The following is an 18,209-nucleotide window of genomic DNA, read 5'->3' as shown; positions in this document are numbered from 1 at the left end:
ATTGGTGGGCGGCCCGATAAGGCCGCCCGTGTCGATCACTCGACAGCCAGCGCCTTGTCGAGCAGGTCCTGCCCGTCCGGAACAGACTCGACAAAGGATTTGTAGCTGGTGTCCATCGCAATCGCGCGCCAGGCTTCAAAATCCTCCGGCGTCATCTCGGCGATTTCGACACCGGCGTCGCGGAACACCTCAACCGAGGCCGCATCCTGTTTCTTGGCTTCTTCGAGATAAAAGGCTTCGGCCTTGGCAGCAGCGGCGAGCAACGCCTCTTGTTGTGCTTCGTTCAACCCCTCAAAGGCCGACTTGTTCATCAACAGCGGCTGATACATGAACCACAACGCCACATCGGACGCCGGAGTATAGCAGGCAACCTGCTCGTAGATGCGGTAGGACACGAACGACGAAGATGACGTGTTCGCCGCGTTCAGCACGCCGGTTTGCATGGCATTGTAGATCTCGGAACTGGCCATCGATGCGATCGACGCCCCTGCCCCTGCCAACATCTGCTCAAACGCCTTGCCCGCCGCGCGGGTCTGAAGGCCCTGCACGTCCTCCGGCTTAGTGATGCATTTGTCCTTGCCCGCGAAACCGCCCGCCAGATAGCCATGCACCAGTACCATGACATCGTCCTCGGCCATCTTGGCCTCGATCGCTTCCATGAACGGACTCTCGTTCAGACGTGCGGCATGATCGTGATTTTTCACGAGGCCAGGCATCAATGTCAGGTTATAGGCGGGCTGCTGTCCACCGGCGTAAGAGAGCGGAAACACCGTCATGTCCAGTTGGCCACGCGACAGGGGCTTGTACTGCTCGCGGGGCTTAAACAGGGATTTTGAGCCGAAAATCTTGATTTCCAGATCAACATCCGCCGCCGCGACGTCGTCCGCGACCATCTGAGCGACCTGATGGCGTACATCCTTGTTCGACCATTGGTGAGACAGGCGCAGTTCGGTGGCACTAGACGCGTTCGCCATGATCATCACCGCCGCTGATGCGGCAGCTGTCAGCAAATTGGTTTTCATTCTTTCCTCCCATGATGCCCGGTTTATCGAATCCGGACCTCTGCGCGGCAGTGTTTGGGTTGGGGCATTTTGAGTCAAGCTTTTTGTATACAATAACATCTGTATTGCACACCAAGTAGGGAGACACTAGCATTCCGGCATGGATACGCGCCGTGCCGATTTGATCGCTGACGAACTGGAAAAGATGATCTTTACCGGCACGTTCAAGGACGGCGATCGACTGGATGAAATCCGTCTGGCAGGACAGTTCGGCGTGTCACGCACACCGATCCGCGAGGCGTTTCAACGCCTGGTCGCCTCCGGATTGGCCGAGCAATTGCCCCGTCGAGGTGTCTTTGTCTCGCAGCCCGGTCCGGTGGAATTGATGGAAATGTTCGAGACCATGGCCGAGATTGAGGCCGCTTGCGCGCGTCTTGCGGCGATGCGGATCTCGGATGCCGCACTCGAGGAATTGGACGCGATCAACCAGGAGTGCCTGCAGGCGATCAAGACCAAGGATATCGACGGGTATTACCAGTCCAACGAACGGTTTCATCAGACGATCTATGATCAGTCGGGCAACAGCTTTCTCGCCAAGGAGGCGCGTCGCCTACAGCATCGCCTTAAGCCCTATCGGCGCATCCAATTGCACCTGCGCGGGCGCATGGCGCAATCGATGGCCGAGCATCAGGCCATTGTCAGCGCACTCAGAGACGGGGATCATCTTGGCGCGGCAGACGCGCTTCGGGGTCACGTCGCCGTGCAGGGAGAAAAATTTCGACACCTCATGTCCAGCATCGAAACGTCACCGAAATAAATCAGGCGGCCGGCTGAGCAACAGTAATGGGTGGCCCACCCTTTTCGATGGCCGCCCCCGCCGCCAGCAACACATCCTCGCGGAATCGACCAGCGATCAATTGCACGCCAACCGGTATCCGGCCGACCTGTCCGGTTGCCACCGACAGCCCCGGCAATCCCAATGTCGGCAACGCCCGTTGCGACAGCTGTGCCCGGAACACCCGCGCAAAATCTGCTTCGGATCGCACGTCAAGCTGTTGTTCGAATGGCAGTTCACCTGACACCGGGCAGAGCAGCACCGGATACCGATCAAGAAACTGCTCCCATTCCCGGATCAAACCCACGCGGGTCTTCAGCGCAATCATGACGCGTTCAAGATCAATCTCTCCGGCATCCGCGATCATCTGTTGTGCAACGAACAACGCGTCGGCGTTGCCTTCCTTGGCAAACATATCACCTGCGGCGAACTGGTTCTCGGCCATCCAGAGTATGGCGTTGATGCGGGCGGCCTCTTGCAACGACGGGCATTCCACCTGATCGACAGTCCATCCTTCGGCGCGGAGACGATCTGCTGCATCCAGAAGTGCGGCCTGTACCCTCTCGTCGACCTCCATTCCATCTGGCTGCAATGACAGCGCCGCCCGCTTTGCAAAATTGCCCTGTTCAATTGGCGCAACGGTCTGCCACGGATCACGTGGATCGCGCGCCGCCATGGCGACAAGCGACAGACGGATGTCTTCGATACTGCGGGCCAGCGGCCCCGACACCGCCATGATCTGCGCTCCTATGAAACGATCGCCCCCGGTCGCATTATGCGCGGGAACGCGACCCAGACTCGGCCTGAGCCCGTGCAATCCGCAGGCATAGGCCGGATACCGGACCGAGCCCGCGATGTCAGTGCCATGTCCGATAGCACATAACCCGGCCGCCACCCCAGCACCCGCTCCGCCTGATGAACCGCCTGGTGTGATCGACGGATCGCGCGGATTGAGCGTCTGACCATGCAAGTCGTTGTGGGTGAACCAACGCAAGGAAAAGGCCGGGGTATTGGTGCGCCCCACGATCACAGCCCCCGCATTGCGCAGGTTGGCGACGACAGGGCTATCGTCCTGCGCAATCAGATTTTCCTGCAGTTTGAGGCCGTTGGTGGTGGCGCGCCCCCGTTGATCCACATTGACCTTTATTGTCACAGGCACACCGCAGAGGGGGCCCGGGTCCTGACCTTTTGCAATCTGCCCGTCGATCTGCCGTGCAGCCGCAAGCGACTCGTCATGAAAACTGTCGACAACCGCATTGATCCGGGCGTTGACTTCGTCCGCCCTATCCAGATGTGCCTGCGTCACCTCGACGGCAGAGACCTGTTTGCCACGTATCGCCTGCGCAAGCGCGGCCCCTGTCATTTCCCATAACTTCGTCATGTTCGCCTCTCTTTGCTCGCTCACAACTTGCTGGATAATGCGCCCCAAGATCAACAATCTTAGCGCTATTAGTTTATTATCGCCAAACGGGAACAAGCCGCCGCCGCACAATTTTGAGGCGTGCCCAAGCCCTGTAACCGGTGACAATCGGCGGATTTGTGCAACAAAACTCGAAACTTGTCACATTGTGAACAACTTTATATTCCATTTTTCGGGTGCGAGGTTAATAGGTAAAGTAACGATTTTTTTAAGGTTTGGTAAGTGATGGTGACCAATCAAGAGTATTCTGTTGTGCAAGCGACCGCTGCAGATGTTGCGTCGCAACCCGACGGAACCTTTTCGACAAACCCGAACCAGCATCACGAAACATGTCACTGCGTCTTTCTAGAACAGGTCAAAGTCGTGGACGGCGTCTGCCACAAGCAATCGATCAGTGCTGTGAACGATTTGATTGCCGGCGACCAATATCGTTTTCCTGTCTTGAACCAGCACAATCAGTCCAACATTAGCGTCCAAGGCGAAACCGCCACGATCGAGTTTCGTATGGTCGTCGAAGTTGGTACTGCAGTCGTTCGGGCACGCCAAACGCACTGCATCACCCTCATGTCGGATCAAGGTCACATTTTGCCGGCTGATGTTCTGACAACATCAGAAAATCGCGTGCTGTTGGCCCTGCGTGATACCGTGATGCAGCATCAGGATTATGCGTTGATCTCGATGGTGCCGACGCACGCCCGTTAAAGCGGTCGTTTCGCACCGATGCACGCCGGGTGATCACCGCATTCACGCTTGCAACCTCTATTTCCGGTTCAGGATCTGGGTCGTTTTGAAACGCGCCTCGCTAAGCACCTTGTCGACATCTTCCAGATCATAGGTCTCGGCATAATGGACCAGATCCAGCAGCACATCGAGTATCCATCGATGTTCGGTATTGCGCGGCGGTTGCGGAGGATGGATCAAAGCCGAGGCCTTGAGGATTTCTGCCATACGTTCAGCCGCAATACGCTTGCGTTCGCTATCGCCGTTTTGAGTGTCCGATTGAACAATCTCGGCCAACCGATAAAGCTCCTCAATCAATTTTGCATCAAAGCCCTGTGCAAATGCACCTTCCTTTGCGATCTTGTCGTCGTCAGCCATCTCAAATTCTCCGTTTGAACTCACGCGGACAGAACGTCAAGCCCAAGGTGATTTTAAGTACGTACACCGCAACAAAAACAACAACATATTGATTTATCAAGATTTATAATGAGGTCGCCCTGACGTGGCAGAGTTGCACGGCACCACAGACGACAGAAACGAAGGCGATGCTTCGCGTGGAGTCGACCGCACGCTCAGCGCTGTTCTTGCGTCCGGCGCGCTTGGACATTCCGAGCGACGCGCCAAACTGCTCCGTTACCTTGTTGCGCGGGAAACCTCCGGAGAGGGCGACAAGATCAAAGCCTATGCCATCGCTCTGGATGTGTTCGGGCGCGACGAGACCTTTGATCCAAACTCGGACAGCATCGTTAGGGTCGAAGTTGGCCGCCTTCGGGATGGTCTGCGCATCTTCTATGGCGAATGCACCGATCCCGATCTCTGGACGATCGACATCCCTAAGGGCACGTATCGACCAACGCTGACACCGCCGCGTGTCGAACCCGTGTCACCGCCACAACCCGCACATCTCAACCGCTGGGCGCTTATCATTTTGCCGATTCTGGTGGTGCTGCCCCTGCTCTACTACGCGATGCGACCGGCTCCGGCACCAGAACCGACGGCCCCCTATCCAGTGCTGCGGATTGCGGTGATGCCTTTCGAAGCGGCAGGTGATCATCCGAACCTGGAAAAGGTTGCATTTGGCCTCTACACAGAACTTTCGCTGGACCTGTCCGCCTATCCCTGGATCGCAGTTGTGTCGCCTTTGGACCCGAACGAGATTGGCGCGGACTATGCGCTCAAAAGCCAGCTGTTATGGCAGGGCGACAACCTGCAGACCAATTCCCAACTGATATCCCTTCCCGAAGAGCGGCTGGTCTGGAGCAAATCCTATTCGATCCCCACCACGGTCGAGCACATACAGGATACGCAACTGCAGATCACCAGCGGGATCGCGACCAGTCTGGGATCGGAGAACAGCATTTCCCCCGACCTGATCGTCGCCCGCAACGCGCGCAATTCCAAGCCGAACCTTGAAGGGTTTCTGTGCTTCATAAGCACCTATCGATACGCGGTCGAACCCACCCGGACAGAACATCTTCGACTGCGCAATTGTCTGGAAGATGCGGTCGATGCGTTTCCGGAGTTCGGAGAAGCCTGGGCTGCCTTGGGTGTCCTTTACATGGACGAGGTGCGCTTTGGACGAAATCCGCGTCCAGGGCACGATTCATGGGCTGAGGCCCGCGCCGCAATCGACAAAAGCCTTGAACTGGCGCCTCTCAGAAACGCACCCCTAATGGCCGGTGTCGTCCTGTCTGTGCAGGCACCCGTGCAAGATCTGGAGCGTGCACGCCAACTTGGCCGTAAGTTGATGGAACTGTTCCCACGACATCCCCCGACGTTGGCGCTGATTGGTTCCCTGATCTCAGAGTTTGATGGCCGCTGGCCCGAGGGGCACGATCTTGTGCAACAGGCCATCGCGCTTGAGAATGCGCCGCCCAGTGGTTTCTTTATAACTCCGGCCTTTTTCGCAGCGCTTCAAGAAGACGATGCGGCGGCACTTGCGGCAACTGCCCCACTGACGACACGCACATCCGAAACCGAATTGTTGTTAAAGTATCTGGCGGCAGCACGGAACGGCAAGACCGAGATGATGGCGGAACAACGCGTTTTGTTGGCGCAAAAGGATCTGTCATCGGATGCAGACCTCGTGGAATTCGTCAAAAATCGCCGGTTTCACGAAGAACTTGAAGCAAGCCTCACAAGCCAATTGGAAGCGGCTTTTCTGGTTAAAGCTGACGAGTAGAGCTTTCGCCGATGGCGCCGTCGCGGCGCATTGCTTCGAACTCGGATTGTGCCTTGATCCGTTCAGACGGTTTGTTCACTTCGCATCTGAAGCTCTGCGGCCCAATCAAGAAGTGCCGGCAACTGCCCCGGCAGACATGTCTCCATGCCTTGGGCAAACTCCTGAAAGGCTGCGTGATTGGTTGGATTCACCGCTGTCAGCACCGGAACCCCGGCCATCATCGCATCCGCGATCAGGGGGCGAAATCCGCGACCGTCTGCCTCGTGTTTGCCGAACTTGTTGACGATCAACAATTGCGGCAATTGGCCCGATGCCGCGCTCAACGATTGCGAGACGTGGCCAACGGCCTGTTCAAGCGCATCGGGGTTCAATCGGCACCCACGCGATCCCGCGCCCAACGATTGCGAAATGCGGAACACGGGACCGTCCGGCATCACACGCACATCCATATCGCATAGATCAGTGTCGGTGCAGGTGGTGTTGGACTGAACGACTCCACCAACGCGCACACCCTGTGCGATCAGCCTGTTCGCAAATTCCGACAGCAGTATGTCGGCCTGCCCACGTGCCATGGTTCTGATATAGGCCAATGCCATCGCCGAAATCTCCCGTTCCGTTCCACGGGTGTGCTGCCGGAAATCGGCGGGCTGGGCAAGAGCAGTGTGAAACCGTGCCATCACGCGTCGCGGATGTTTCGCTCCATCAAGTGCTGAAACAGGCGTGGCGACAGGCTGTTGATCCACCAGGCCAGCAGCGCCACCCGACCGACCGGGATCAGCGGTGCGCGCCGGTCCAGCCCGCGCACGATGGCATCCGCCGCCTGCTCAGCGGTCATATAGTCTACTCCATCCGGTGCTGCGCCGGGGCGGGATGTCCCGTCTGCGCGCAGTTGTGCGTTCCCGACGTTCGTCGCAACAAAGGACGGCGCGGCGATCTGACACCGCACACCATGCGGGGCTTCTTCGGATCTCAGAGATTTGAAAAACCCTTCCAGCGCATGTTTTGAGGCGGCATAGGACGTGCGATGAAAGAGCGGTGCAAACCCGGCGACCGAGGATATCGCAAGATGTGTGCCCCCCGCCGCGCGCACCGGCTGCAAGAGCGCGCTCGCCAATGCCGTTGCAGAGAAATAGTTGACCTCGAACACCTTGCGATGCGTCGATTCCTGCATGTCGGAGAATGCGCCGATCTGGGTGATGCCGGCATTATAAATCACCAGGTCGATCGACGGGCAGTCGCGCAGAATTAGACCTTTGGCTGCGGCAAGCTGTTCCGGGTCGGTCAGATCGCAAGCGATCGGCAACTGGCACGCGGTTTCGTCCAGTCCATCGACGTTCAGATCCAACAGGATCGTACGATAGCCCCGCGCCTGCAAGCGTTCAGCCAAGGCGCGGCCCAAACCACCCGCACCTCCGGAAATAACCGCAGTTCTCATAGCCCCGCCGCCTGTTTCCAGATGTCAAAAACCTCGCGGCTGGATTTCGCCGGCACATAGCCAAACACCGACTTCAGTGCATCATTGGCCAGAACCGGGCGGTATTGCAGAAACCGCACCTGCTCGGGACCATAACGGCTAACACCCAGTGGATGAGCGATGGCAAGTGCGGTCCTGAGCAGCCCAGCGGGCAGATGCAGCACCGATTTGCCAAGTGCGTTCGCGAGGTCTTCGATCGACATGACTCCGTCTCCGGCGACGTTGAAAATACCTGCGGGTCCATCGGTGGCGGCCCGCTGCAGGATGCGGGCAAGGTCCTCGGTCCAGATAAAGACGAACGGGCTGTCGCAACCGCGAATAGCCAGCAGGCGTGGCTTGTGAAACAGCGCGGTGATCTGATTGTCGGTCCCCTGCCCCAGAACCGTTCCCACCCTCAGCACGACCTGCTCCAACTCGGGTGTGACCTGTCGCGCCTCGGCCAACATCTCTTCGACCAGCCGCTTGTGGTAGGCATAGGGAAAGACCGTGTTGCCGCGCAGCGGATCGGTTTCGCGCAATGGCACCGGATTATCTGCGTGATACCCATAGGCCGCACCCGAAGAGGTCACGACCAGCCGCCGGACACCGTTTTCTCGCGCCGCGTTCAACACGTTGCGCGTGCCGGTGACATCGACCGCATAGGCGGTTTTGCGGTGCATCCCCTTGGGTGGCGTTACAATCGACGCCAGATGCACGACAACTTCGGGGTGATACCGGGACATGACGCGTCCTGCATCCTCACCCGTGACGTCAAGTTCTTCGAAAATCACATCAGACGGAAAATCATCCGCAGGGGCGAGATCCGTCGCGATGACCTCATGCCCCGCAAGTGAGCGCACAAGTGCGCGGCCAATCATGCCGGATGCGCCAGTAATCAGGATACGGGTCATCGTGCCGCCTCTGTCCTGTTCAGGATCGCCGCCAACGCCAGCCCCGAAATCGCGTGCCAGATCCCCCAGAACGCAGCGACAACCGCCATGCCGCCAAGCCCGCCAAAGAAACCGAAGATCAGCACAAGACCAAGACCGGAATTCTGGATTCCGGTTTCGATGGTGATAGCGCGCCGATCATAGGGGGAAACCCCTGCCAGCGTGGCACAGCCATACCCCGCCGCCAGCGCGAGCGTGTTGTGCAGGATCACCAACAACGCCACGGCCCCGGCAAAGTGCAGAAAGAATGCCCAGTTCGCGACAAGCGCCAGCACGACAAAGGCCACGAAAATGCCAAACGAGATCCCTTGCAACATGGGGCGAATGCGGGCGGCGATATCCGGGCGCCGGGTATTCAGCATCACACCCAATACAAGCGGCAGCACCAGCATAAGCCCGACGGTGATTGCCACGGTCAAAGGATCAATCTCGGTCCGCTGCAAAATCTCACGGGTGGGCGCATAAAGGCTGCCCCAAAAGGCGATGTTGAACGGCGTAACAAAGATGGTGGCGATCGTGGCAAAGGCCGTCATCGAAACCGAAAGCGCCGCGTTCCCCCCGGCCCGGTGCGTTATGAAGTTTGATATATTGCCGCCCGGACAGGCCGCTACAAGGATCAGGCCAAGTGCGATTGACGGACGCGGTTGCGTCGCCAGCACCAGACAATAGGTCAGCGCAGGCAACGCGATGAATTGCGAGGCCAACCCGGTGATCAGCGCCTTGGGTGCATGGACCAGCCGGTGAAAATCTGAGGGCTTGAGGTCAATTGCGACCGAAAACATCACGACCGCCAGCACCGTGTTCAGCGCCATCAGCGAACCGGGACTGAAATTCAGTACGACCTCGTCGATACTGTTCATACGCCCTGCCCGCCAAGCGCCTTGATCCAGGCGTTAAGCGCGCCGCGATAGGTTTCCTTGTCCACATAATAGGCCATGCGCGCGACGTTCAGATAGTTCATGCCACCGGTTGCACGGGCAAATGTATCAGCTTTCTCCGCCTGCAATAACCGCGCTTCATTCCGCGCGAGCCGTAAGCCTGCGATATAACGCGCGACCATCTCGGCCTGTTCGTGTCGACCCTGCCAGCCAAGCCCCGTCGCCTCGATCATGCCCAGTACGAACAGGTCGTCGCGCTCTGGATGCATGGCGTTGAGGAACAGATGTGGCGCATCACCCCGCCAGTTCAGCAGGGCATCATCGATAAACGGATAATGCAGCCGATACCCCGTGGCCGCGAGGATCATGTCATAATCCGCCTGGCTGCCATCCCTGAAGTGAACGGTCTGCCCATCAAGCCGATCGACATCTGGCCGGACGCGCAAATCGCCATGTCCGGCGTGATAAAGAACCAGTGAATTGACGATCGGATGGCTTTCGTAAAGCTGGTAGTCGGGCTTGGGAAATCCGTATTTCTGCGGATTGCCGACGAACCAGTCGAGTATCAGCGCGTCGACCTTGCGCTTGAGCCATTTGGGCAGCTTGATACCGCCGCCCACTGTATCGGCAGGTTTGCCAAAGACGTATTTGGGTACAAAATAATATCCCCGACGCATCGACAGATCACAGCTGCGCCCGTGATGGATCGCGTCAACCGCGATGTCACAGCCGGAATTGCCCGCGCCTACGATCAGAACGCGTTTGCCATCAAACTGGCTGGCGCTGCGATAGTCGGCTGCGTGGATCAACTCGCCATCGAATGTTCCCTCAAAACTGGGCCGGTTGGGTTCCGACAGCGTACCATTGGCAATCAACACGCCGGCAAAGATCGCCACGTGCTCGCCATCTGCGTCCCGCCAGACCACGCGCCAGCCATCGCCATTCCCCCCCAACGGTTCGGTGCGCAGCACCTCGGCGTTGAAACGATAGTGACGTCGCAGATCAAAGTGATCGGCGAACTCGTTGAAATATCTCTTCATTTCGTGATGCGAAGGATATTCCGCCACTTCATCCCGCATGGGAAAGTCGGCAAATTCCGTCATCCGCTTGGATGAGATCAGATGCGCGCTCTCGTACATGGTGGATTTCGGGTTATCGATATCCCAGAGGCCGCCGACACCGGAATGCAATTCGAACCCCTGAAAGGCGATGCCTTGGTCCTGCAATGTCTTGGCAGCGGCCAATCCCATTGGCCCGGCACCAATCAGGGCAAATTGTTCGCGCGTTTCGGTCATGCATCCTCTCCAAAAGAAATCTCGCACTAACTTGAACAACTGTTCAATATAAGGCAAGGTGATTTTATGAAGATTTCAGAAACCCAACGTCAACGGGCCCCATCCAAGCGGGCGATCCAGTCACGGGAACGCATCCTGAATGCCGCGGAAATCGTGTTTGCGGACAAGGGGTTCGATGGCGCCACCATCCGCGATATTGCCGCTGCGGCAAAGACGCAAGTGGGACTGGTCCATCACCATGGCGGCGGCAAGGCAGAACTGTTCGCGCAGACCGTGACGCGGCGGGCTGATGATCTATCAAAACTGCGAATCGATATGCTGTCAGCGCGCAAGGCCGACGGGCCGATGACCATTGAAAGCCTGCTGGAGTGCTTTGTCGGCCCGTACTTGGAACGTGCGGCGAGCGGTGACATCCAATGGCTGGCCTATGCGCGGTTGGTGGCGCATGTGTCCGCTGACCCACGATGGCGGGATCTGGCGGCGGTCTGTTTCGACCCCACGGCAAATCGTTTTATCGATGAAATCGCGTTGGTATTCCCCGACGCCAAACGCGGTGCGATCGCGGCGGGATTTGTCTATTCCGTGTCCGCAATGTTGGCCTTGCTCACCTCTGGCTGGCGCATCGAGACTCTGGGTGCCGTTAATCCTGGGGGCCCTGACCGGCAACGGGAACTGGTGCGTTTCTGTGCTGCCGGGATCAGGGCAAGTCTAGAAAACGGCTGAATAAACCGCAGATCAGGCCGAAAGTTTGCTGGCCTCGCGCGCGAGGTCTTCGATGCCAGCCCAGTCACCGGATTTCATCAGATCGACAGGCGCGACCCAACTGCCGCCCGCGCACAGCACGTTGGGTAAGGACAAATAGCTGTTGGCGTTCTTGGTGCTGACACCACCGGTCGGGCAGAAGGTGATCTGCGGCAGTGGCGCACCAATCCCCTTGAGCGCGGGCGCTCCGCCAGAGGCTTCGGCGGGGAAGAATTTCAGCATGTCATAGCCACGCTCCAAGAGCATCATCGCTTCGGTCGCAGTTGCGGCACCCGGCAAAGTTGGCAGGTCTTCTGCCTCGCAGGCATCCAGCAGAGCCGGCGTTGACCCCGGCGAAACACCAAACAGCGCCCCGGCCTCGCGGGCGGCGCGCACGTCGGCGGGGGTGACCAGCGTCCCTGCCCCGACGATACCGCCTTCAACTTCGGACATGATCCGGATTGCTTCGAGCGCGACCGGCGTGCGCAGGGTCACTTCGAGCGCGGGCAATCCACCGGCAACCAGCGCCTCGGCCAATGGGCGGGCATGGGCGACGTCGTGAATGACCAGCACCGGCACGATGGGCGCGCGCGCGCAAATCTCGCGGGTGCGCTGGCTGGCGTCTTTAGGGGACAGAGACATGGCTCATACTCCGAATATTGTGGCGCCGCTGTCTGCAGAGCAGACGGCACGGCGGAAATTGGCAAAGAGTTCGCGGCCCAATCCGGCTTCGTTTGCGGAAAGATCGGCAGTTGCGGCAGGGCGGTCCAAGACACCTTCTGTCAGGATTTCAAGCGCGCCGGTATTGGCGTCGACGCGCAGAATATCACCATCCTGTAGATGGGCAATGACGCCGCCATCCAGTGCCTCGGGGCTGACATGGATTGCCGCAGGGACCTTGCCCGATGCGCCAGACATGCGCCCATCAGTGACCAACGCAACCTTGAGGCCCCGACCCTGCAGGATCGACAGCATCGGTGTCAGGCTGTGCAGTTCGGGCATGCCGTTGGCCTTTGGCCCCTGAAAGCGGACGACGACGATGGTATCGCTGTTGAATTCACCGGCCTTGAAGGCGGTCTTGACGTCTTCCTGATCGTGAAACACCCGGACCGGGGCCTCGATCACCCGATGATCCGGAGCGACAGCCGAGATTTTCATGACGGCCGTGCCAAGGTTTCCCTCAAGACGTTTCAATCCTCCGTTGGCCTGGAAAGGGTCCGATGCCGGACGCAGAATCTTGTCGTTCAGCGATTTGCCGCTGCCTGCTTCCCAGCTCAGCACACCGTCTTTCAGCTTGGGCTCGGCAGTGTAATGCTCCAGCCCCTCGCCCGCGACGGTGCGAGTGTCGGGATGCAGCAGACCGGATGACAGCAAATCACCGATCATATAGCCAAGGCCGCCCGCAGCGTGAAAGTGGTTCACGTCCGCCAGACCGTTGGGATAGACACGTGCCATCAGCGGCACGATCTCGGAGAGTTCCGAGAAATCCTGCCAATCCAGAACAATGCCCCCGGCCCGCGCCATAGCCACGAGATGGATGAGCAGGTTGGTGGACCCGCCCGTGGCATGCAGCCCGACGATCCCGTTCACAAAGGCGCGCTCATCAAGGATGTCAAAAACCGGAGTGTAATCATTGCCAAGTGCGCTGAGCGACAGCGCGCGACGAGCGCCTTCGGCGGTCAAGGCGTCGCGCAGATCGGTGTTGGGATTGACAAAGCTCGACCCGGGCAGATGCAGGCCCATGAATTCCATCAACATCTGGTTGGTGTTGGCCGTGCCGTAAAAGGTGCAGGTGCCGGGGCCATGATAAGCGGCCATTTCTGCGGCCATCAGCGCATCGCGCCCGACCTCGCCTGCGGCGAATTGTTGGCGGACCTTGGCCTTGTCGTCATTGGCCAGCCCGCTGGTCATCGGACCCGCAGGCAGGAAAACGATAGGCAGGTGACCAAAGGCCTGGGCGGCGATGACCAGACCCGGAACGATCTTGTCGCAAACGCCTAGAAAAACCGCCGCGTCAAACGTGTTATGGCTCATCGCGACACCGGCGGCGAGCGCGATCACGTCGCGCGAAAACAGACTGAGCTCCATGCCGACTTCGCCTTGGGTGACACCATCACACATCGCCGGAACGCCGCCTGCAACCTGCGCCGTGCCACCAACCTTGCGGGCGGCGGCGCGGATCAATTCGGGATAGCGTTCAAAAGGCTGGTGGGCGGACAGCATGTCATTATAAGCCGTCACAATGCCAAGGTTGCCGCCCGTCCCCGTCGCGAGCGCATCCTGATCAGGGCCAGCACCCGCAAAAGCATGGGCCTGCCCGCTGCAGGACAGATGCGCGCGAGCCGGCCCCTTGTCGGCAGCTTGGCGCATACGATCAAGATACTTGCCGCGCGTTTCGCTGCTACGGTCGATAATTCGGTCAGTGACTTCGGCAATTTTGGCGTGTAAAACCATGAGAGAGCTTTCTCTTTCAAGTCTGGTCGCGCTTTTGTCCGGTATAGTGGCCCTTTCGCGACGTCTCGACAACACCGCCCGAAAATACCAGGACCTATGGCGCAACTGGTGAAGCAAAGGTCGATGATAGCGCTAACACCTCTTGTCCCGCTCGGCAAGCCCAATCCCTATAGAACCGGCCATCTTTGAACAGTTCCTGAGCACTGTACCGTCTTGGCAATGCCGATCTCAATGTGTGTATTGCATCGTGCACGCATTGTTATAGGCTGAAAGAAAACAGGACCCGGCCATTGCACGGGTCAAAAATACCAACGGGGAACATGGATCAATTATCAAGCCCGGACCTAGCGTCTGATGTCTCTGCGGTTGACGTCAACCGTGTCTCGAAAATTTTTGGCGGAGAGCAGGAAGTTCGCGCCCTTGACGATGTGTCCGTCTCGATCCGCCGAAACGAGTTCTTTACCCTGCTTGGCCCGTCCGGCTGCGGAAAGACCACTCTGCTGCGGCTGATCGCCGGGTTCGAACCACCGACGATGGGAACATTGCAGCTGGCGGGGCGGGATATATCCCGACTGCCGCCGAACCAGAGACCCATCAACACCGTGTTTCAGAACTATGCCCTGTTTCCCCATATGAGCGTCGCAGGCAACATCGCCTTCGGTCTCGAAATGCTTGGCAAACCAAAGGCCGAAATCGCTGAAACAGTGGACCGGATGCTGAAACTGGTGCAGATGGAGGCGCTCAAATCGCGGCGCACCTCCGAAATTTCGGGCGGACAGCAACAGCGCGTGGCCCTCGCCCGCGCGCTTGCGCCCCACCCCGAGGTTCTGTTGCTGGATGAACCGCTGTCGGCGCTGGACCTCAAGCTGCGCAAGGAAATGCAGATCGAGCTAAAGCGGTTGCAGCATGAAACCGGGATCACCTTTATCTTTGTCACCCATGATCAGGAAGAAGCGCTGACCATGTCCGACCGCATTGCGGTGATGAGTGCAGGCAAGATACTTCAGGTCGGCTCGCCCCGAGACATCTATGAACGACCTGCCGAGCGGTTCGTGGCAAATTTCATCGGCGAGTCCAACTTTCTGGATGCCGACCTCACTGGCAACAGCGTGACGCTGCGGGCCGGAGGGCGATTTGAGGTGCAGGTCCCTGACGGACTCGCCGACGGACCGGTCAGCGTGCTGGTCCGGCCGGAACATGCGCAGGTGCGTGTCGGGGCCGCAGGGGAAGGCGAGATTGGCGCGACGATCGAAACCGTCGTCTATTCCGGCGATGCCACCGCCGTCCATATGCGTCTGGGCACTGGCGAATTGGTCAAGGCGCGGATGTCAAACGCGCCGGGGTCCAGCGGCGACTTGCCCGGCGAAGGCGGTGCGGTCACCATGACCATCGCGCCGGGTGCCATTACCGTGCTGAAGGATTGAGGCCGTGACCGAGACCACCCCCTCATTTTCACCCGGCGATCTTGAGGCCGAAGCACAACGCCAGGATACCAAGCGGCGCTGGCTCTTGTCCTTACCGGCGCTGGTGATCATCGTCTGCGCGGCAACCGGCCCGTTGATGGTGATGGTTGTCTATTCCTTCCTCACGCCGGGCGACTACGGCAATGTGAAATGGGAATTTTCGACCGACGGTTGGGTCAACATCTTTCTGCAGCGGGATATTTTTGACGACACACTGATGTGGGCAGACGCGCATCTGTCGATTTTCTGGCGCAGCCTGTCACTGTCGATGATTACCACGGTCATGACCCTGATCTTTGGCGTCCCGACCGCATGGTTCATCGCCACACAACCTCCCGGTAAACGCGAATTCTGGCTGTTTCTGATCACGGTCCCGTTCTGGACCAACCTGCTGGTGCGTACAATTGCCATTCAGGAACTGCTGCGGGCCGAGGGGGTGTTCAACAATATCCTCGTATTCATCGGGATCATCGACGCACCGATCCAGTTGATGTTCACCAATTTCGCCATCGCGTTCGGCATGACCTATGTCTATCTGCCGCTGATGGTGTTGCCGGTCTATGCGGCAGTGGACAAGCTGGATTTCCGGTTGGTCGAAGCCGCGCATGATCTCTACGCCGGGCGCTGGACTGCGTTCCGCCGGGTGATCCTGCCGCTGATCAAGCCCGGCATCATCGCCGGCTCGATCCTCGTATTCATCCCCTCGCTTGGCGCCTATGTCACCCCCCGCGTTCTGGGTGGCGGCAAGAACCTGATGTTCGGCAACCTGATCGAACTGCAATTCGGGGCCGGGCGAAACTGGCCTCTCGGGGCGGCGCTGTCGCTGATGCTGATGGCGGCGGTAATGGTTTCGCTGATCTGGTACGTGCGCGTCACCTCGCGGGAGCAGGCCGATGGCTGAACCAACCCAAGCCGCTCCAAAGTCAAAGGCGCGCGGCTATTCCGTGCGCACCCTGCCCGGCTTTGCCATCGTGGCGTTGTTCACCTTTGTCGTGCTTTATGCGCCGATCATGATCCTTGTCGTCTTTTCCTTTAATGCAGGCACATCGCTGGCGATTTGGGAGGGATTCTCGTTGCGTTGGTACCAGCAAGCCATTGCAAATGAACAGGTGCAGGACGCCGCGCTGAGATCGTTGTATCTAGCGACGGCAGCGGCATCGATCGGAACCATCGCCGCGACGATGGCAGCGCTGGCCACCACGCGGGTCCGGCGGTTTCCCGGACGCACGATGATCTATGCATTGCTCAACCAGCCTCTGATGGTGCCGGAAATCGTGACCGCCGTGGCCCTGTTGATCGTGTTCGCAGCGGTCAAGGTCTGGACCGGGCACACCAGCATGATCTACCTGATCGTCGCGCACACCGCCTTTTGCGTGCCCTTTGCCTATCTGCCAATCCGCGCGCGGCTCGAAACCATGGACACCTCGCTCGAAGCCGCCGCCGCCGACCTCTATGCCTCGCGCTGGCAGGTTTTCCGCCGCGTGACCCTGCCCCTGATGTGGCCGGGGATCGTGGCTGGTCTGATGCTGGCCTTTGTGATCTCGCTGGATGACGTGGTGATCACCGAATTTGTCAAATCCGCCGGGCAGGACACGCTGCCGACCTATATGCTCGGCCAACTCAGGCGGGTCGTCACCCCCGAAATCAATGCCATTTCGACCGCGATTCTCGTCGCGGGCGCAATTCTGGTCAGCCTGTTTTTCCTGCTGACGATGCGAAAACGCTGACCAGACCAAACCCGGTCGCAACGAACCGGGACCACGAACCAGAGTACCTACATGGAGTGTATCGAATGAAACATCTGCTATCCGCCGCTTCGGCGCTTGCGCTGCTGGCGACTGGCGCCGCCGCGCAGGAACTGAACATCTATAACTGGGGCAACTATACCAACCCCAAGCTGATCGAGAAATTCGAGGCCGAGACTGGCATCAAGGTCACGGTCACCGATTTCGACAGCAACGATACCGCACTTGCCAAGGTCAAGGCCGGGGGTCACGGGTTCGATATCGTTGTGCCCACGCACACCTATGTTCCGATCTGGATCGGCGAAGACCTGCTGTTGGAAAGCCGCCCGGACGAGATGGAGAATTTCAAGAACATGGATCCCGTGTGGGTCGACGTGAAATGGGATCCGGGCCGTCACTATACTGTGCCATGGCAGTGGGGCACCACCGGGGTCGTGGTGAACACCAAATACTATGATGGCGACATCAACACCTCCGCCATGTTCCTTGATCCCCCCGAAGAACTGAAGGGTAAGATCAACGTCGTACCGGAGATGGGCGACGTGATGGCGCTGGCGATCATGTACCATGGTGGCGAGCCCTGCACCGGCGACAAGGAAGTGCTCAAGAAAGTCCGCGACACGCTGGTCGAGGCCAAGAAATCCTGGCTTGGCATGGACTATGGCAACCTTGAAAAGTTCGCCAAAGAGGATCTGTGGGCCGGCGTAAACTGGAACGGATCGACCTTCCGGATGCGTCTGCAAAACGAAGACATCGCATACGGCTATCCCAAAGAAGGCTACCCGGTCTGGATGGATGCGGTCGCTGTCCTGAAAGATGCGCAGAATGTCGACGAAGCCAAGGCATTCCAGAACTTTATCATGGAACCAGAAAACGCGGCGCTGATCTCGGAATTCGCGCGTTACGCCAACGGGATCATGGGGTCCGAGGAATTCATGCCGGAAGACATGAAAACCGCACCGGAAATCGTCATTCCCGAAGAACTAAAGAGCGTGGGCGTGTTCAACGAAACCTGCCCACCTGACGTGCAGTCGATCTATACCCGCATCTGGACCGACCTTCAGAAATGAAC

General features: G+C 58.7%; 18 protein-coding genes. 8 read left to right on the top strand and 10 right to left on the bottom strand.

What is annotated here, in order from left to right; translation table 11 throughout:
* Nucleotides 1-35 precede the first annotated feature (35 nt).
* Nucleotides 36-1,022: a TRAP transporter substrate-binding protein DctP gene (gene dctP / locus ABJO75_RS20140; protein ID WP_348134734.1), complete on the bottom strand. Its 987-nt coding sequence runs from the start codon at nucleotides 1,020-1,022 to the stop codon at nucleotides 36-38.
* Between the two features lie 139 nt (nucleotides 1,023-1,161).
* Here dctP and ABJO75_RS20135 point away from each other — a divergent pair, with 139 nt between their 5' ends.
* Nucleotides 1,162-1,818: a GntR family transcriptional regulator gene (locus tag ABJO75_RS20135; RefSeq protein ID WP_348134732.1), complete on the top strand. Its 657-nt coding sequence runs from the start codon at nucleotides 1,162-1,164 to the stop codon at nucleotides 1,816-1,818.
* Between the two features lies 1 nt (nucleotide 1,819).
* Here ABJO75_RS20135 and ABJO75_RS20130 read toward each other — a convergent pair whose 3' ends face one another.
* A complete protein-coding gene (locus ABJO75_RS20130; RefSeq protein ID WP_348134730.1) occupies nucleotides 1,820-3,217 on the bottom strand; it encodes an amidase family protein in 1,398 nt (465 codons plus the stop codon).
* A gap of 438 nt (nucleotides 3,218-3,655) precedes the next feature.
* Between ABJO75_RS20130 and ABJO75_RS20125 the strand changes: the two genes are divergently transcribed.
* Nucleotides 3,656-3,958: a hypothetical protein gene (locus ABJO75_RS20125; protein ID WP_348432545.1), complete on the top strand. Its 303-nt coding sequence runs from the start codon at nucleotides 3,656-3,658 to the stop codon at nucleotides 3,956-3,958.
* A gap of 57 nt (nucleotides 3,959-4,015) precedes the next feature.
* On the opposite strand, the gene ABJO75_RS20120 is transcribed toward ABJO75_RS20125, so the two are convergent.
* Complete coding sequence (locus ABJO75_RS20120; RefSeq protein ID WP_348134726.1) at nucleotides 4,016-4,354, bottom strand: hypothetical protein; 339 nt, start codon at nucleotides 4,352-4,354, stop codon at nucleotides 4,016-4,018.
* A gap of 124 nt (nucleotides 4,355-4,478) precedes the next feature.
* On the opposite strand from ABJO75_RS20120, the gene ABJO75_RS20115 reads away from it, so the two are divergent.
* Nucleotides 4,479-6,158 carry a hypothetical protein gene (locus ABJO75_RS20115; RefSeq protein ID WP_348134724.1) on the top strand — a complete coding sequence of 560 codons (1,680 nt, stop codon included), beginning with the start codon at nucleotides 4,479-4,481 and terminating at the stop codon, nucleotides 6,156-6,158.
* Between the two features lie 62 nt (nucleotides 6,159-6,220).
* On the opposite strand, the gene ABJO75_RS20110 is transcribed toward ABJO75_RS20115, so the two are convergent.
* The 5 genes from ABJO75_RS20110 to ABJO75_RS20090 form a co-directional block, all read right to left on the bottom strand.
* Nucleotides 6,221-6,754: a DUF2478 domain-containing protein gene (locus ABJO75_RS20110; protein ID WP_348134889.1), complete on the bottom strand. Its 534-nt coding sequence runs from the start codon at nucleotides 6,752-6,754 to the stop codon at nucleotides 6,221-6,223.
* Between the two features lie 80 nt (nucleotides 6,755-6,834).
* Complete coding sequence (locus ABJO75_RS20105) at nucleotides 6,835-7,593, bottom strand: SDR family NAD(P)-dependent oxidoreductase (RefSeq protein ID WP_348134722.1); 759 nt, start codon at nucleotides 7,591-7,593, stop codon at nucleotides 6,835-6,837.
* Nucleotides 7,590-8,522 (bottom strand): SDR family oxidoreductase, encoded by a 933-nt coding sequence (locus ABJO75_RS20100; protein ID WP_348134720.1) that lies wholly within the window; start codon nucleotides 8,520-8,522, stop codon nucleotides 7,590-7,592. The genes ABJO75_RS20105 and ABJO75_RS20100 overlap by 4 nt, the downstream gene beginning before the upstream one ends.
* Nucleotides 8,519-9,421, bottom strand: a complete 903-nt coding sequence (locus ABJO75_RS20095) for a bile acid:sodium symporter family protein (protein WP_348134718.1) — start codon at nucleotides 9,419-9,421, stop codon at nucleotides 8,519-8,521. The genes ABJO75_RS20100 and ABJO75_RS20095 overlap by 4 nt, the downstream gene beginning before the upstream one ends.
* On the bottom strand, nucleotides 9,418-10,734 hold the full coding sequence (locus ABJO75_RS20090) for an NAD(P)-binding domain-containing protein (protein WP_348134716.1): 1,317 nt from the start codon (nucleotides 10,732-10,734) through the stop codon (nucleotides 9,418-9,420). Before ABJO75_RS20090 ends, ABJO75_RS20095 begins: the two co-directional genes overlap by 4 nt.
* A 66-nt stretch (nucleotides 10,735-10,800) precedes the next feature.
* Between ABJO75_RS20090 and ABJO75_RS20085 the strand changes: the two genes are divergently transcribed.
* Entirely contained in the window at nucleotides 10,801-11,457 is a 657-nt protein-coding gene (locus ABJO75_RS20085; RefSeq protein ID WP_348134714.1) for a TetR family transcriptional regulator, read from the top strand.
* 12 nt (nucleotides 11,458-11,469) lie between these two features.
* Here ABJO75_RS20085 and ABJO75_RS20080 read toward each other — a convergent pair whose 3' ends face one another.
* Entirely contained in the window at nucleotides 11,470-12,117 is a 648-nt protein-coding gene (locus ABJO75_RS20080) for a bifunctional 4-hydroxy-2-oxoglutarate aldolase/2-dehydro-3-deoxy-phosphogluconate aldolase (protein WP_348134712.1), read from the bottom strand.
* A 3-nt stretch (nucleotides 12,118-12,120) separates the two neighbouring features.
* Nucleotides 12,121-13,929: a phosphogluconate dehydratase gene (gene edd, locus ABJO75_RS20075; protein WP_348134710.1), complete on the bottom strand. Its 1,809-nt coding sequence runs from the start codon at nucleotides 13,927-13,929 to the stop codon at nucleotides 12,121-12,123.
* 320 nt (nucleotides 13,930-14,249) lie between these two features.
* Here edd and ABJO75_RS20070 point away from each other — a divergent pair, with 320 nt between their 5' ends.
* From ABJO75_RS20070 to ABJO75_RS20055, 4 genes are all read left to right on the top strand, one after another.
* Entirely contained in the window at nucleotides 14,250-15,353 is a 1,104-nt protein-coding gene (locus ABJO75_RS20070; protein WP_348134708.1) for an ABC transporter ATP-binding protein, read from the top strand.
* A gap of 4 nt (nucleotides 15,354-15,357) precedes the next feature.
* Entirely contained in the window at nucleotides 15,358-16,293 is a 936-nt protein-coding gene (locus tag ABJO75_RS20065) for an ABC transporter permease (RefSeq protein ID WP_348134706.1), read from the top strand.
* A complete protein-coding gene (locus ABJO75_RS20060) occupies nucleotides 16,286-17,119 on the top strand; it encodes an ABC transporter permease (protein ID WP_348134704.1) in 834 nt (277 codons plus the stop codon). Before ABJO75_RS20065 ends, ABJO75_RS20060 begins: the two co-directional genes overlap by 8 nt.
* A 65-nt stretch (nucleotides 17,120-17,184) precedes the next feature.
* Nucleotides 17,185-18,207: an extracellular solute-binding protein gene (locus ABJO75_RS20055; RefSeq protein WP_348134702.1), complete on the top strand. Its 1,023-nt coding sequence runs from the start codon at nucleotides 17,185-17,187 to the stop codon at nucleotides 18,205-18,207.
* Nucleotides 18,208-18,209: the final 2 nt, after the last annotated feature.

This window comes from Sedimentitalea sp. (assembly GCF_039973035.1).
In the GTDB taxonomy this organism is placed as follows: Bacteria; Pseudomonadota; Alphaproteobacteria; order Rhodobacterales; family Rhodobacteraceae; genus Sedimentitalea.
This window is presented reverse-complemented; position numbering and strand designations above follow the sequence as displayed.

What these genes read in the sequence shown, in the direction of transcription:
- ABJO75_RS20105 (WP_348134722.1), bottom strand. Translation starts at nt 7,593, where the DNA reads ATGAGAACTGCGGTTATTTCCGGAGGTGCGGGTGGTTTGGGCCGCGCC.
- ABJO75_RS20090 (WP_348134716.1), bottom strand. Translation starts at nt 10,734, where the DNA reads ATGACCGAAACGCGCGAACAATTTGCCCTGATTGGTGCCGGGCCAATG.
- ABJO75_RS20095 (WP_348134718.1), bottom strand. Translation starts at nt 9,421, where the DNA reads ATGAACAGTATCGACGAGGTCGTACTGAATTTCAGTCCCGGTTCGCTG.
- ABJO75_RS20120 (WP_348134726.1), bottom strand. Translation starts at nt 4,354, where the DNA reads ATGGCTGACGACGACAAGATCGCAAAGGAAGGTGCATTTGCACAGGGC.
- ABJO75_RS20130 (WP_348134730.1), bottom strand. Translation starts at nt 3,217, where the DNA reads ATGACGAAGTTATGGGAAATGACAGGGGCCGCGCTTGCGCAGGCGATA.
- ABJO75_RS20135 (WP_348134732.1), top strand. Translation starts at nt 1,162, where the DNA reads ATGGATACGCGCCGTGCCGATTTGATCGCTGACGAACTGGAAAAGATG.
- ABJO75_RS20070 (WP_348134708.1), top strand. Translation starts at nt 14,250, where the DNA reads ATGGATCAATTATCAAGCCCGGACCTAGCGTCTGATGTCTCTGCGGTT.
- ABJO75_RS20110 (WP_348134889.1), bottom strand. Translation starts at nt 6,754, where the DNA reads ATGGCATTGGCCTATATCAGAACCATGGCACGTGGGCAGGCCGACATA.
- dctP (WP_348134734.1), bottom strand. Translation starts at nt 1,022, where the DNA reads ATGAAAACCAATTTGCTGACAGCTGCCGCATCAGCGGCGGTGATGATC.
- ABJO75_RS20100 (WP_348134720.1), bottom strand. Translation starts at nt 8,522, where the DNA reads ATGACCCGTATCCTGATTACTGGCGCATCCGGCATGATTGGCCGCGCA.
- ABJO75_RS20080 (WP_348134712.1), bottom strand. Translation starts at nt 12,117, where the DNA reads ATGTCTCTGTCCCCTAAAGACGCCAGCCAGCGCACCCGCGAGATTTGC.
- ABJO75_RS20060 (WP_348134704.1), top strand. Translation starts at nt 16,286, where the DNA reads ATGGCTGAACCAACCCAAGCCGCTCCAAAGTCAAAGGCGCGCGGCTAT.
- edd (WP_348134710.1), bottom strand. Translation starts at nt 13,929, where the DNA reads ATGGTTTTACACGCCAAAATTGCCGAAGTCACTGACCGAATTATCGAC.
- ABJO75_RS20055 (WP_348134702.1), top strand. Translation starts at nt 17,185, where the DNA reads ATGAAACATCTGCTATCCGCCGCTTCGGCGCTTGCGCTGCTGGCGACT.
- ABJO75_RS20085 (WP_348134714.1), top strand. Translation starts at nt 10,801, where the DNA reads ATGAAGATTTCAGAAACCCAACGTCAACGGGCCCCATCCAAGCGGGCG.